We start from the raw sequence: 12,957 nt of genomic DNA, 5'->3' as shown, positions 1-12,957 counted from the left end.
CGAACGCAATACTGGAGATAATGAAACAGGTGGGAACGAGCGTGACGCTGTTCAAGAGGGCACCTGAAAATTATCCCGCGCGTGCCATCGGCCATTTGCTCATCAAGGTCGGCGCATCGAAATAATCGCGCCACAGAGCGATCTTGCCATCCTTCACCTCGAAAATGCCCGTCACCGGCAATTCCACCCAGCCGCTTTCGAGCAGATGCCTGTCGAGCCGTTCGAGAATGACGGTCGCGCCGTCCACGACTTCGCGCAGCACCTTGTATTCATTGGTGATCGTCGGCGCGAAGAAAGGTTCGAGCACGGCGCGGATGCCTTCCGGCCCCGCCACCTTGCCGATCGGCACATTGTCATACTCGGCATCCGGCGCGACGAGGGCGAGGCCCCGGTCGTAATCCTTCTCCATCATGATGGAGAGAAAGCGCTTCACCGTTTCGGCGGGGCTCATGGTGCTGTTCATTGTCGCCCCCCTCACGTCGCCGCGCGGGACTTGATCTCCCGCGCCACGAGATAGAAGAGAATGCCGAAAGCGCCCGCGGCCAGCGTCAGCACGACGAAGGGCCAGGGCGTGACGCCGCTCGTCTTGCCGTCATGGAGCATCCAGACGATGCCGAGCACACAGACGATGACGAGATCGGTCAGCACCTGCATCCCCGCATAGTTTTCGAAATGCTGAAGGAAGATGCCGAAATACCCGGCCTCCATCAGCGCAAGCACGGTGAGCGCCCCGAAGGCGAGAATGACGGCAAGAAGCGCAAGAAGACGGACGGACATGAAAGGCTCCCCAAGGATGTTGACCCATTGGAGCCATGTTCGCTCGGGGGCGTCATTGCGGCAATTACCTGGGAGGTAGGTGGGAGGTGGACGGCGGTTTCAGGCGCTCCATCTCCCCCGCCCTCACCACACATGTCCTTGCCGGGCTGGACCCGCCAATCCAGAAGGCGCGCAAAGCGCGCCGTTTCCTTCAATAAAATGCCGCGAACGTCGCCACAGCTTGAGCACTAGAGTCGTACGAAGAATGACGCCGCCAATGGCGGCTTCTGGATGCCCGGTTCAAGCCCGGGCATGACGTGGTGGGGGTGAGGCTTTACCACATCCACAAGTGTCATCCCGGCGAAAGCCTGGAACCGTCCTGCCCGCCGAAGCAGCGCATCGGCATTGCGAAGGCGGGTGGTTCCCTTAGCAATGGCGGGCTGGATCAGCTTTCGTTGCTGGAACGCAGAGCATCTTTCCGAAGACTGCGGCAAGCCGACCGGCGAGTGGGTCCCGGCTTTCGCCGGGATGACGCTTTTACTTGTGACGCAATAAAAAAGCCGGTGCGATTTCTCGCACCGGCTTTTCCGTATCCGGATGAACCCGGAAGCTCGATCAAGCGGCGTTGTAGCCGAGCACCGCCTTCACTTCGAGGAATTCCTCGAAGCCGAACTCGCCCCATTCGCGGCCGTTGCCGGACTGCTTGTAGCCGCCGAAAGGTGCGTTGAGGTCGGGGCCGGCGAGGTTCAAGTGCACATTGCCGGTGCGCAGACGCGCGGCGACCTTGCGGGCATGCTCCGGCTCGCCCTGCACATAGCCGGACAGGCCATAGACCGTGTCGTTGGCGATGGCGACGGCTTCTTCCTCGTCCTTGTAGGGCAGGATCGAGAGGACCGGGCCGAAGATTTCCTCGCGCGCGATGGTCATGTCGTTGGTGACATTCGCAAAGACGGTCGGGCGGACGTAATAGCCCTTGTTGAGGCCATCCGGACGGCCCGTGCCGCCGGTGACGAGCGTCGCGCCTTCCTCGATGCCCTTCTGGATGAGGCCCTGGATCTTCTCGAACTGCACGTCGGAAACAACAGGGCCGATCACCGTGCCTTCGGCATTCGGATCGCCGACCTTCACCTGCTCGGCGGCCGCCTTGGCGATGGCGACGGCTTCGTCGTGGCGCTTGGCGGGGACGAGCATGCGCGTGGGCGCGTTACAGGACTGGCCGGAATTCGACATCATGCCAAAGACCGAACCCGTGATCGCCTTGCCGAAATCGGCATCGTCGAGAACAATATTGGCCGACTTGCCGCCAAGCTCGAGCGCGACGCGCTTGACCGTATCGGCCGCGGCCTTGGAGACGAGGATGCCCGCCCGCGTGGAGCCGGTGAAGGACACCATGTCCACATCCGGGTGCGAGGAGAGCGGCGCGCCGACGCCGGGGCCATCGCCATTGACGAGGTTGAACACGCCCGCCGGCACACCCGCTTCATGCAGGATCTCGGCGAAAATGTAGCCGTTGATCGGCGCGACTTCGGAGGGCTTCAGCACCATGGTGCAGCCGACGGCAAGCGCGGGCGCCACCTTGCAGGCGATCTGGTTGACCGGCCAGTTCCACGGCGTGATGAAACCGCAGACGCCGATCGGCTCGCGCACGATGCGGGTCGTGCCCTTGTCTTCCTCGAACTCGTACTTCTTCAGGATTTCGAGGTTGGTGTTGAGATGGGCGATGCCCATCGCGGCCTGGGCCTTTTCCGACAGGTTCTTCGGCGCGCCCATTTCCGCGGTGATGGCAGCCGCGATATCGGCATAGCGCTTCTGATAGACCGCCATGATCGACTGCAGGAGCTCGATGCGCTCCTTCTTCGAGGTCATCGAGAATTTCGGGAAGGCGGCCTTCGCGGCGGCTACCGCCTTGTCGACATCGGCGGCCGAACCCATGCTGATCCGCGCGAAGGGCTCTTCGGTGGCCGGGTTGATGACGTCGAGCGTCTTCGGCGTGGCAGGGTCCACCCACTGGCCGTTGATATAGAATTTCAGATAGTCCTTCATTGACCGTCCTCCTGTTTGATAGGGGTCCCTCCTTCGGCAAGCGCCGTCTTGTCGCTTGGGCCTTTCCGGCCCGGCGGCGGCAGCCTCTGGGGGTGTTCTGTTGGGAAGAAACCTCGCATGGAGCGCGCTTCCGGGTCCAGCCGAAAACGCCCTCGAAAGCCGCCAAAACCCTGCGAATTATTAGGGTGCAGACTGGCCGCCAAAATAGCACTTGCCGACGCCATGCAGGCCGGTAGCCTCATCCTGCCGAACAAAACGGCCTTTTCTATGGGGGAAATCCGTGACCAAGCAGAAACTTGCCGCAATTGCCATGGCCGCCGCCATCGGGTTTGCCATACCCGCAAAGGCACAGGACCTCGCCTTCATGCTTGCCAATGACAGCGGCTACGATCTGATCGAGTTCTACGCCGCTCCGTCGGACATTTCGGAATGGGAAGAGGACATTCTGGGACAGGACATCCTGCGCTCGGGCGATGCCGTGCGCGTGATCATCGCGGATGGCCGCGAGCAATGCACCTACGATCTCAGGATGGTCTTCGCGGATGGCGATGTGCTTGAGGATACCGCCAATCTTTGCGAGACCGGCAGCTATACGATCGAGTGAGACGGAGGCCGCTTGCGGCCATCTTGCACGAGATGGCCGCGAGCGGCACATCATTATGATTATGCCCGGCAAGCCGCAAATGGCTTCCGGTCCGGCGGCATGACGCCAGATTTCCGGCTGACGCATCTGCGCGCAACGCCCGGACACCTCGCCGCCGCAATTCGGTCGCGAATTCAAACAATAAGATCGGCAGCGGGCAGGAATGGCTCCCGTGCCGGACAATAGAGTGAGGACCGATACCGACCATGTTCATCGACGGCCGCCAGATTGAAGACGGAACCATCATCGACACCGATCTCGCCATCATTGGCGCGGGCGCGGCCGGCATCGCGATCGCGCGGGAACTCGCCGGGACCGACATTTCCGTGGCGCTCATCGAAAGCGGCGGCTTCGAATTCGATGCCGCGACGCAGGATCTTTATGAAGGCGAAATGGGCGGCGTGGAATATCCGCTGACAAGCTCGCGGCTGCGCTATTTCGGCGGCACCACCAACCACTGGGGCGGCTGGACGCGGCCCTTCGAACCCATCGATTTCGAGGCGCGTGACTGGGTGCCCTATTCCGGCTGGCCGATGACGCGGGCAGACCTCGACCCCTATTACGACCGGGCCCGCGAGATCTGCCAGATCCGCTCGTCGGGCTTCGACGATGCGTCCGAATGGGCCGATGGCGGTGCGCCCCTGCCGCTGGCGGGAGACGAAGTAGAAACGCGCTTCTTCCTTTACAGCCCGCCCACCCGCTTCGGAACGAGATACCGCCCGGAGATCGAGCGTGCGCAGAACATCACCTGCTATCTCGAGTCGAATGTGACCGAGATCGTGCCGGCGGAAAACGGCGCGGAAGTGGATCATCTGAAAATCGAAACGCTGACCGGCGTCAAATACACGATCCGCCCGCGCGTCTGCGTGCTTGCCTGTGGCGGCATCGAGAATGCGCGCGTGCTGCTGCTCTCGAACAGCGTCGAGAAGGAAGGCCTCGGCAACCGCACGGGCAATGTCGGCCGCTTCTTCATGGAGCATCCGCATGTCGGCTCGCCCGCGACATTCCTCGTCACCGATCTCGATCTCGTCGCGAGCTGGTATCGCACCTATACGCGCGTCGAACGGCCCACAGGCAATGTGGTGATGCGCGGCTGCCTCTTGATGAGCGAGGAATATCTGCGCCGCACGAAGCGGCTCGGCACGGTTCTCACCTTCGCGCCGTCGCGCCCCGTCACCGCCGAGACCGGCAAGGACAATCCGCCGGACCCTGCCGAATATCTCCACCCGAAAATATTGCAGCTCGCGCGCAGCACGACATCATCGCCCGCCACAACGGAAGAATTCGGCTGGCGCCTCGGCGTCGGCTGCGCAAGCGAACAGGAGCCGAACCCGGCAAGCCGCATCACGCTGTCGGATCAGAAGGATGCGCTCGGTCTCAACAGGACCAAACTCACCTGGCGGCTGAAGAAATCCGACCGCGACAGCCTGCGCGCCAATCTCGAAGCGGTTGCCCGCGCCTTTGGCGGCTGGGGCGAGGGGCGCGTGCGCGTGCTCTTTCCCGAGCGCGACGAATGGACGGTCGCAGAAGGCTGGGGCAACCACCATCTCGGCACGACGCGCATTTCCGAAGATCCGAAGCACGGCGTCGTCGATGCGGACTGCCGCGTACATGGCATGTCGAACCTCTTCATCGCCGGCTCGTCGGTATTTCCCACCGGCTCCACAGTCAACCCGACGCTCACGCTTGTCGCGCTGGCGCTGCGCCTCTCCGATCATCTGAAGCGCCGCTTCGCCTCTGCCACGCCGCTCTGAAAAGGACCGAAAAGATGAACCACGATCATGACCACGCGGATGGTGGCGGCCACGGCCACGAGGCACATCGCGGCCCCGCCGTCTCGCGCCGCGCATTGATGATCCTGGGCGGCACGGCGATCATTGCCGCAGCCATTCCCGGCATGTTGTTCACGAGAACGCCCGCGGGCTCCGGCGTCGCAGCCGGGGAATTCATCGCGCTGCTCGCCGACCCTGAAAGCGCCGCCTATCTCGGCCGCCGCTTCATCGCAGATGGCGGCGCACCGGAAAGCGCGATCATTCATGAAAAGCGTCTTGCCGGCGCATTGTGCGCCGAAGGCTGGACGCCCGGCATGAGCGTGGAAGACACGCATCGCGCCCTCGCCGCCGCCGTCCGCGCGGATTACGCGGCTGCCCGCACCGTGTCGATTGCCGAATGGCATCTCTCGCAGACGGAAGGAAGCCTTTGCGCGCTTGCGGCCATCACGTCATCCGGCGGCAGTGAGGCGCATGGCTGACGGTCAGTTGCAGGGGCCGTTATCGCCAAGCACAACATGGTTCATGCGCGCGGCGATGGTGCCCGCATAGGCGGTCGCAGCGGGCCGCCGCGTCAGCGGGCCCGGCAGCACGGCAGCAAGTTGTGCCGATTGTGCGCGCGACAGGTCTTTCGCGCTGACACCGAAGTAATGCTGCGCCGCCGCCTCCGCACCATAAATGCCGGGGCCGAATTCAATGACGTTGAGATAGAGTTCGAGTATCCGCTTCTTGCTCAACAGCGTCTCAAGCCAGACGGTGATATAGGCCTCCGCACCCTTGCGGACGAATGTGCGTTGCGGTGAAAGAAAGAGATTCTTCGCCGTCTGCATGCTGATCGTGCTCGCCCCGTGCAGCGAACCGCCACGCCGAATTCGTTGCAAGGCCGTGTCGACGGCCTCCCAGTCGAAGCCGCCATGATTGCAGAACTTTCCGTCCTCGGCCGCGATGACGGCGCGCTGCAGATGCGGCGAGATTTCCGAAAGCGGCACCCAGTCCTTCGTGAGGCCATGCCCTTCTACCGCGCGGATCAGCATGAGCGGCGTCACGGGCGGCGGCACCACTGCATAGACAAGAATGACGAAAGCGGGCGCGAAAAAGAGAAAAGCGGCGACACGGGCTGCATAGAGAGCGGCGAGACGAATAACCGGCAGAGGCCCCGAAGTTTCGGCGGCCTCATCTTTCCGCAACCGGTCGCCGCCGGGCCCTTCTGGTTTCAAATCGCTGCTCATGCCGGCGCGATCATCGGTAGCCGGTCGCACTCATACAAGTCTTTTCATCCGGCAACCGCCTTGCGAGTGGCGGCAAGACGGCGATTTTTGGAGTGGAACGCTTTTCGGTCACACGCGTTCTTCTGTTAGCAACCACGGAGGAATACGTGATGACCAAGAAAGCGATTGCGATGGCCGCCGCCGCGCTTCTCTTTACGGCGGGCTGCACGGAACTCAACAGAACGGAGTCCGGTGCGCTGTCGGGCGGTGCGATCGGTGCAGGCGTAGGTGCCGCCGCCGGCGCAATCACGGGCGGCTCGGCAACCACAGGCGCCGTGATCGGCGGTGCGGTCGGCGCGGCCGCAGGCGGCTACAAGGGCTGCCGCGAAGAAGGCAAGTGCTGAACCGGAAGGTTCCGTCACCACGGAAATCAGGCTCTGCAGCATGGCTGCAGGGCCCTTTTTCATGGGCTTCCCGCCGGTTTTCATTCCCATAAATGCGGCAGATTATCACACTTAAATTCTGGATTATTAGGACTTATATTGGTTCAAATGTTCCGGGCAAGCCCCGAAAAGAAATGGAGTTGAGCCATGACAGAAGCCCTGAGACCGGACGTCACCGGCTTCTTCGACAAGGCGACGTCGACAGTCACCTATGTCGTCGCCGACCCGCAGACGCGGCACGCCGCGGTGATCGATGCCGTGCTCGATTATGACCCGGCCTCGGGCCGCATTTCCCATGAATGCGCCGATCACATTTCGGCCTTCGTGAAGGAAAAGGGCCTCACGGTCGAATGGGTTCTCGATACCCATGCCCATGCGGACCATCTGACCGCCACGGCGGTGCTGCGCGAACGCTTCGGCGCGAAAAGCGGCATCGGCGAACATATCGCCGACATCCAGTCCTATTGGCGCAAGGTCTTCAACATGCCTTATGTCGCCGCGGACGGGACGCCCTATGACCGCCTCTTTGCCGATGGCGACAGCTTCAGCATCGGCAATCTGCCCGTGCGCGTGATCCATACGCCGGGCCACACAGCCGCCGACATAACCTATGTGGTTGGCGACGCGGCCTTTATCGGCGACACGCTTTTCATGCCGGACTACGGCACCGCCCGCACGGACTTCCCCGGCGGCGATGCCCACACGCTCTATGCGTCGATCCGCAAGATCCTGGCGCTACCCGGCGAAACGCGGGTCTTTGTCGGCCATGACTACCTGCCCGAGACGCGGACGGATGTGCGCTGGGAATCGACGGTCGCAGAGCAGCGCAAGTCGAATACCCATGTGCATGAAGGCGTGAGCGAGGAAGCATTCGTGAAGCTGCGCGAGGAACGCAATGCAAAGCTCGGTTCGCCGCGTCTCCTCTATCCTTCGCTGCAGGTGAATATTCGCGGCGGCCATCTGCCGGAACCCGAAGAGGACGGCTCGGTCTATCTGAAGACACCCATCCGCAAGGCAAACTGAGGATTGACGAATGGAAAACTTCACACCCGTCTCGGGCCTGATCGGCGGCTTGCTCATCGGCGCATCGGCGGCGCTGTTCCTTCTGCTCAATGGCCGCATCGCCGGTATCAGCGGCATTCTCGGCGGTGCGCTTGAGCAGGGATCGGCGGAAGGCGCCTGGCGCTATGCCTTTCTCGCCGGTCTTGTCGCAGCACCTGCGGCATGGACGGCATTCGTGCCTGTCACCGTCGAGATCGAGGCCTCCACGCCGCTGCTGATCGCGGCGGGTCTCCTCGTCGGCTTCGGCACGCGGCTCGGAAGCGGCTGCACCAGCGGCCACGGCGTTTGCGGCATCTCGCGCCTCTCCATGCGCTCCATCGTGGCGACGGCCACTTTCATGGCATTCGGTTTTCTGACCGTCTTCGTCATGCGTCATGTGATCGGAGGCTGACATGAACAGGAATACGGTTCTCGCATCCTTCGCCGCCGGCGCCATCTTCGGGCTTGGCCTTGTCATTTCCGGCATGGCGAACCCTGCCAAGGTGCTCGGCTTTCTCGACATTGCCGGAAATTGGGACCCGACGCTTGCCTTCGTCATGGGCGGCGCCATCCTCGTTGCCTTACCCGCCTTTCGCTGGGCAACGCGCCGGCAAAAGCCTCTCCTTGCAGAAGAATGGTCGCTGCCCGACCGCAACGACATCGACCCGCGCCTCGTCGCCGGGGCAGCGCTCTTCGGCATCGGCTGGGGTCTGGCAGGCTTCTGCCCCGGCCCGGCGCTTGCGGCCATCAGCATTGCGCCGGTGGATGCGCTCACTTTCGTCGCAGCGATGATTGCCGGTGCGCTCGCCTTCCGCTTCACGCTCGGCCGTTAACCAATATGGAGAAGTGGGGCCAAATGGCCCCATTTCCGCCATTCTGAGGCCCCGAACGCCCGCGAGACTCTTCGGATCGATTCACCGAAGATGGAGACCATCGTGAAAAAGTCAGCAACGGCCCTGGCGATTGCCGCCCTCTTCCTGACCACGGGATGTACCAATCTCAGCAAGACCGAGCAGGGCGCGCTGTCGGGCGGTGCGATCGGCGCAGGCGTCGGCGCGGCGGCGACCGCTATCGCCGGTTCCAGCATTGCAGCAGGCATGATTGTCGGCGGCGCAGTCGGCGCAGCCGCAGGCGCCTATTCGGGCTGCAAGAAGGAAGGCAATTGCTGACGCAATGTCCGCAAATCTCGATTCGAAAGGCCCGGCCATTGCGCCGGGCCTTTTCTTATTTGCGGGAAAGAAATTGCCTCTCAACCGGATCAAACGACCCGGCAACGAATGAGGCGCCGTCATCCCTCCAGCCATCGGGGGAAAGTGCCCGGTCGATACGCACCACCTTCATGCCGGCTACTGCCGCCGCCGCGATTTCGCCCGCATGATCGGACAGGAAAAGCATGGCGCCCGCGGGCAGCTTCGCGGCTTCGGCAATCGCGCGATAGGACGCGCTCTCGACTTTCGCTCCGATCCGCGTATCGAAGAAGCCTTCGAACAGCGTGGCGAGATCGCCCTTGTCGGAAAAGCCGAAGATGAGCTTCTGCGCCTCTTCGGAGCCCGATGAATAGACGAAGAGCCGAAGCCCGCGCTCATGCCACTGGCGAAGCAGCATGGCGGCGTCGCCATAAACCTCGCCCTTGAGCACGCCGTCCTCATAGCCCTGGCGCCAGATCAAACCTTGCAGGAGTTTCAGCGGCCCGGCCTTGCGGTCTTCATCCATCCACGAATGAAGAAGCGCGATCGTGCCTTCCAGATCCGCATCGGGCACATGCCCGAGCGCACGCGCATCGCGAAGCGCCGCCGCGACGCCGGCATTGCCCTCATTGTCTTTTACAAAAGCGGCAAGCCTGTTGCGCGCATAGGGAAAGAGAACCTCATGCACGAAAGCGAGTGGCGTCGTCGTTCCTTCGATATCGGTAACGACGGCACGAATTTCCGTCATGCCGCCTCGCGCTCGAACTTCGGAAAACGCGATGCGATATCGTCGCCCGTGAAGTGCCCGACCCAGCCTTCCGGCGTGGTGAAGATGCGGATGGCGCAGAAATCCGGTGCGGGCCCGGTGTCGAACCAGTGCGTCGTTCCGGCAGGCACACTGATGAGGTCGTTGCGCTCGCAGATCACGCGATAGACCTTGCCTTCCTTCCGCAGGTAGAAGGCGCCCGCGCCATCGACGAAGAAGCGCACCTCGTCATCGTCATGCGTATGCTCGGCGAGGAACTTCTGCCGCAGCTCCGCGCGGTTGGGATTGTCGGGCTTCACGCGGATCACATCGACGCTCTGATAGCCGCCGTCCTTCATGATCCGCGAGACGTCGCTTTGATAGGCGGCGAGAACGGCATCCTGGTCCGCGTCCTCGGCAAGCGCATGCGGTGCCGCCCAGCGCTCGAAGTCGACGCCGATAGCGCCAAGCACTTCGGCGATCTTCGCGCCGTCGCTTATCTCCATCAGAACGGTGGCGGGATCGGTGTCGGGATAAACGGTGAGATGCGTCATCGCGCGCCCTCCTCGTGCAATTGTGCGGTCAGAAGAAAATCGAAGGCTTCCATGTGGCGGATGGCATCCGCCGCCGTTCGTCCCCATACATATAGGCCATGACCGGCAATGAGGTAACCGTAAGCCGGTCCGGCTGCCGCCAGCCGTTCCTCGACCTGCCGGGCAAGCGCGTCCGTATCCTGGCCATTGGGCACGATCGGAACATCGAGCGCCGTCTCATGGGTGGTGATGCCGGAAAAGGCCTTGAGCAGCTCCCAGCCTTCGAGCCGGAGCGCACCTGCCTTCTCGTGCCGCCGCGAAAGCACGGTCGCGGCCATGGAATGCATGTGGGAGATGGCGCCGATCTCCGGTGCCGCGGCGTATCGTGCAAGATGCAGCGGGGCTTCGGCCGAGGCGCGCGGATGCTTGGGCCCCCCGATCTGCGCCTCGATAATACCTTCTTCGGTGAGCGCGGCCTTGTTCGCCCCCGTCGCCGTCAGGGCAGCTTTTTTCGCATCCATTCTGACCGAGAAATTGCCGCTGGTTGCCGGAACCCAGCCCCGCGACCCGGCGAACCGCGCCATCTCAATGACGCCGCTGGCGGCCTCCGCAAAACTAAGGACAGGCGGCGTGGACCCTTGCATCTGCTCGACTTTCTCCATTCAGCCGTCAATTCGGCGCCACCATAGAGAAATTCTATGACGATGAAAGCACTCCACCGGTTTGGCACCGGATTGGGCGATTACACCAAAGGGTATAGCCACATATATTTAAAGTTGCATAAACCTATTTATGTGCGTCATTATGGTTGAACACAATCCGATTCGCCTAAGCATTAAGGTCTAGTCCAATGATCTCCATTACGCAGAATCTTGAGACGCCCGCCTTTTCCGCCCTTGTCGACCCCGATTGCGCAGCACTGTTCCAGCAGAACGATCTCGCGCCCCCGCCGCCTTCCGAAACGAAACTCGCCTGGTAGGTCGCCGCCTCGCGGGGCGCCGTCAAGGACAGGCTTCTGAAGGACGATACGGTCCGCCTCGTCATCATCGCCGCAGAAGAAGATGCCGACCCCCTGCTTCGCGATCTCGCCCGAAATATCGACCAGATTCGCGGCCGCGCCTGGTTGCATGCGGTGCTCGTCACGCGCGACAGGGTTACGCCGCCGCTTCTGGCGCAGTTGCGCCACTTCGCCTCCTGGTCGGTTCTCGCCCTGCCCTGCGATGCCGGCGAGCTGACCGAAATCCTGCTGGAGGCATCGGCCAAAGCGGCCGACCAGCACCGCCTTGCGATGCTGTCGACGGCGATCCGGGCCGAAGCGGAAGATCTCCTTGTGCGGACGCGGAACATCGTCGGCGCCCTGCAGAACGCAAGCGCGCCCGCAGCGCTCGGCAATCTTGTCAGCATCGCGGACCGCCTGAGCAGCGGCTTTGCACCGGAGCCGGCAAACTCGCAGCCCGCACCGGGCACCCCCGCACCAATGCGCAGCCGTGCCACGGCAGATCACGAGTTTTTCACCCCCGAGGAAGCCGGTCGCAACTGGGTGCGGATGCTGATCGGTCTTTGCGCGGCAAGGCAGAATCATTTTCCGGACGGGCTCTTCTGCGATCCTGCCTGGGACATGCTTCTCGACCTGACCTATGCCCGCCTCGCCGGCAAGCGCGTCTCCGTGTCGAGCCTGTGCATTGCCTCGCGTGTGCCGGCGACAACGGCGCTTCGACGGATCGGCGATCTTGTGGCAGAAGGCCTCGCCACGCGCGTCCGTGACGAGAATGACGGAAGGCGCGTCTTCGTCGATCTCACAGAGGACGGCTTTTCGCGCATGCTCGCCTATGTCGAGTATGTTCGCGGGGCATTCGCGGCAGACCCCCGCGTATCATCGAAAAAGGCCTGACCGCAAACTCACGGCGCCGGATCACCAGCTCTGCGTCGACTGCATGATCTCGCCGGCCAGCCGCTCGAGCGGCAATATCTTGAGCGCCGCCTGACAGGCGAGACGGCCGTCGCGATGCCGCAAACAAAAAACCCGCCATGCAAGGCATGGCGGGTTTCTGATTTGGTGTTCCGGGCGCCGCCGCCCGCCCTTCATATCCGCGGTGAATGAGCAGAGCGTCTCACAGACGCCCCATAAGCACCAGGACGAGAAGGATGATCAGCACGACACCGATGACGCCGACGCCGCCATGGCCGAAGCCATAGCCATAACCGCCGAACCTGCCGCTGAAGCCGCCGAGCAGGAATATGATCAAGATAATTACTAGTATGGTTCCGATCGACATGGGCCTTCCCCTTCTGGCAGGACCCGGCTGAGCGGACCTGCCTGTTTCGATTTGACGGCTGGAAAATCCGGCACCGCCCGAACCGTTCGGCTAGTTGCCATCGATCGATACGCCGCTCTCACCGATTTGTATGCTGACGCCGCTTTGACGCTCCTGATAGAGCAGGAAACCGACAATGATGACGCCGGCGGCGAGCAGGCCGATCACGAGGTAAAGCGTGTTGTTGTTCATTCATGCCACCTTGATCTGCAATTCCGACCCAAATGGGTCGTTCTCACCGTTTCAGGATTGCGCGCCCGGGGCAAATCAATTC

The 12,957-nt window shown here is 62.5% G+C and carries 19 protein-coding genes; 10 read left to right on the top strand and 9 right to left on the bottom strand.

The genetic code is table 11. The features are described from left to right. Positions 1-70: 70 nt before the first annotated feature. From ACK4FH_RS07125 to ACK4FH_RS07115, 3 genes are all read right to left on the bottom strand, one after another. The gene (locus ACK4FH_RS07125; protein WP_409812182.1) at positions 71-463 is read right to left on the bottom strand and encodes a limonene-1,2-epoxide hydrolase family protein; all 393 of its coding nucleotides are present in this window, start codon (positions 461-463) and stop codon (positions 71-73) included. An 11-nt stretch (positions 464-474) separates the two neighbouring features. After that, entirely contained in the window at positions 475-777 is a 303-nt protein-coding gene (locus tag ACK4FH_RS07120; protein ID WP_409812180.1) for a DUF2834 domain-containing protein, read from the bottom strand. A gap of 594 nt (positions 778-1,371) precedes the next feature. Beyond that, positions 1,372-2,799 (bottom strand): aldehyde dehydrogenase family protein, encoded by a 1,428-nt coding sequence (locus ACK4FH_RS07115; protein WP_409812178.1) that lies wholly within the window; start codon positions 2,797-2,799, stop codon positions 1,372-1,374. Positions 2,800-3,079: 280 nt separating this feature from the next. On the opposite strand from ACK4FH_RS07115, the gene ACK4FH_RS07110 reads away from it, so the two are divergent. From ACK4FH_RS07110 to ACK4FH_RS07100, 3 genes are all read left to right on the top strand, one after another. Further along, positions 3,080-3,403, top strand: coding sequence for a hypothetical protein (locus ACK4FH_RS07110; RefSeq protein ID WP_409812176.1), 324 nt, complete (start codon positions 3,080-3,082; stop codon positions 3,401-3,403). A gap of 245 nt (positions 3,404-3,648) precedes the next feature. After that, positions 3,649-5,196: an FAD-dependent oxidoreductase gene (locus ACK4FH_RS07105; protein WP_409812174.1), complete on the top strand. Its 1,548-nt coding sequence runs from the start codon at positions 3,649-3,651 to the stop codon at positions 5,194-5,196. Positions 5,197-5,210: 14 nt separating this feature from the next. Continuing rightward, a complete protein-coding gene (locus ACK4FH_RS07100; protein WP_409812172.1) occupies positions 5,211-5,693 on the top strand; it encodes a hypothetical protein in 483 nt (160 codons plus the stop codon). 3 nt (positions 5,694-5,696) lie between these two features. Here the strand turns inward: ACK4FH_RS07100 and mtgA are convergent, their stop codons facing one another. Continuing rightward, positions 5,697-6,440, bottom strand: coding sequence for a monofunctional biosynthetic peptidoglycan transglycosylase (mtgA, locus tag ACK4FH_RS07095; protein WP_409812170.1), 744 nt, complete (start codon positions 6,438-6,440; stop codon positions 5,697-5,699). Between the two features lie 149 nt (positions 6,441-6,589). Between mtgA and ACK4FH_RS07090 the strand changes: the two genes are divergently transcribed. From ACK4FH_RS07090 to ACK4FH_RS07070, 5 genes are all read left to right on the top strand, one after another. Then, positions 6,590-6,823, top strand: coding sequence for a YMGG-like glycine zipper-containing protein (locus ACK4FH_RS07090; protein ID WP_409812168.1), 234 nt, complete (start codon positions 6,590-6,592; stop codon positions 6,821-6,823). A gap of 186 nt (positions 6,824-7,009) precedes the next feature. Then, positions 7,010-7,885 (top strand): MBL fold metallo-hydrolase, encoded by an 876-nt coding sequence (locus ACK4FH_RS07085; protein WP_409812167.1) that lies wholly within the window; start codon positions 7,010-7,012, stop codon positions 7,883-7,885. A 10-nt stretch (positions 7,886-7,895) separates the two neighbouring features. After that, positions 7,896-8,315 (top strand): YeeE/YedE family protein, encoded by a 420-nt coding sequence (locus ACK4FH_RS07080; RefSeq protein WP_409812165.1) that lies wholly within the window; start codon positions 7,896-7,898, stop codon positions 8,313-8,315. 1 nt (position 8,316) lies between these two features. Beyond that, positions 8,317-8,736 carry a DUF6691 family protein gene (locus ACK4FH_RS07075; protein ID WP_409812164.1) on the top strand — a complete coding sequence of 140 codons (420 nt, stop codon included), beginning with the start codon at positions 8,317-8,319 and terminating at the stop codon, positions 8,734-8,736. A 102-nt stretch (positions 8,737-8,838) separates the two neighbouring features. Next, a complete protein-coding gene (locus ACK4FH_RS07070) occupies positions 8,839-9,072 on the top strand; it encodes a hypothetical protein (RefSeq protein WP_409812162.1) in 234 nt (77 codons plus the stop codon). A 55-nt stretch (positions 9,073-9,127) separates the two neighbouring features. Here ACK4FH_RS07070 and mtnC read toward each other — a convergent pair whose 3' ends face one another. From mtnC to mtnB, 3 genes are read right to left on the bottom strand one after another with little or no spacing between them, the layout of a single operon-like run. Further along, entirely contained in the window at positions 9,128-9,838 is a 711-nt protein-coding gene (gene mtnC / locus ACK4FH_RS07065) for an acireductone synthase (protein WP_409812161.1), read from the bottom strand. Further along, the gene (locus ACK4FH_RS07060; protein WP_409812160.1) at positions 9,835-10,389 is read right to left on the bottom strand and encodes a 1,2-dihydroxy-3-keto-5-methylthiopentene dioxygenase; all 555 of its coding nucleotides are present in this window, start codon (positions 10,387-10,389) and stop codon (positions 9,835-9,837) included. Before ACK4FH_RS07060 ends, mtnC begins: the two co-directional genes overlap by 4 nt. Beyond that, positions 10,386-10,952 (bottom strand): methylthioribulose 1-phosphate dehydratase, encoded by a 567-nt coding sequence (mtnB, locus tag ACK4FH_RS07055; protein ID WP_409812158.1) that lies wholly within the window; start codon positions 10,950-10,952, stop codon positions 10,386-10,388. The genes ACK4FH_RS07060 and mtnB overlap by 4 nt, the downstream gene beginning before the upstream one ends. A gap of 266 nt (positions 10,953-11,218) precedes the next feature. Between mtnB and ACK4FH_RS07050 the strand changes: the two genes are divergently transcribed. After that, positions 11,219-11,347, top strand: a complete 129-nt coding sequence (locus ACK4FH_RS07050) for a hypothetical protein (RefSeq protein ID WP_409812156.1) — start codon at positions 11,219-11,221, stop codon at positions 11,345-11,347. A 153-nt stretch (positions 11,348-11,500) separates the two neighbouring features. Then, the gene (locus ACK4FH_RS07045; protein ID WP_409812154.1) at positions 11,501-12,259 is read left to right on the top strand and encodes a winged helix DNA-binding protein; all 759 of its coding nucleotides are present in this window, start codon (positions 11,501-11,503) and stop codon (positions 12,257-12,259) included. A gap of 220 nt (positions 12,260-12,479) precedes the next feature. On the opposite strand, the gene ACK4FH_RS07040 is transcribed toward ACK4FH_RS07045, so the two are convergent. After that, positions 12,480-12,644: a DUF3309 family protein gene (locus ACK4FH_RS07040; RefSeq protein WP_409812152.1), complete on the bottom strand. Its 165-nt coding sequence runs from the start codon at positions 12,642-12,644 to the stop codon at positions 12,480-12,482. Positions 12,645-12,734: 90 nt separating this feature from the next. Further along, positions 12,735-12,875 carry a hypothetical protein gene (locus tag ACK4FH_RS07035; RefSeq protein WP_409812150.1) on the bottom strand — a complete coding sequence of 47 codons (141 nt, stop codon included), beginning with the start codon at positions 12,873-12,875 and terminating at the stop codon, positions 12,735-12,737. Between the last annotated feature and the right edge of the window lie 82 nt (positions 12,876-12,957).

The organism is Parvibaculum sp. (assembly GCF_046297875.1).
Lineage (GTDB): Bacteria > Pseudomonadota > Alphaproteobacteria > Parvibaculales > Parvibaculaceae > Parvibaculum.
This window is presented reverse-complemented; position numbering and strand designations above follow the sequence as displayed.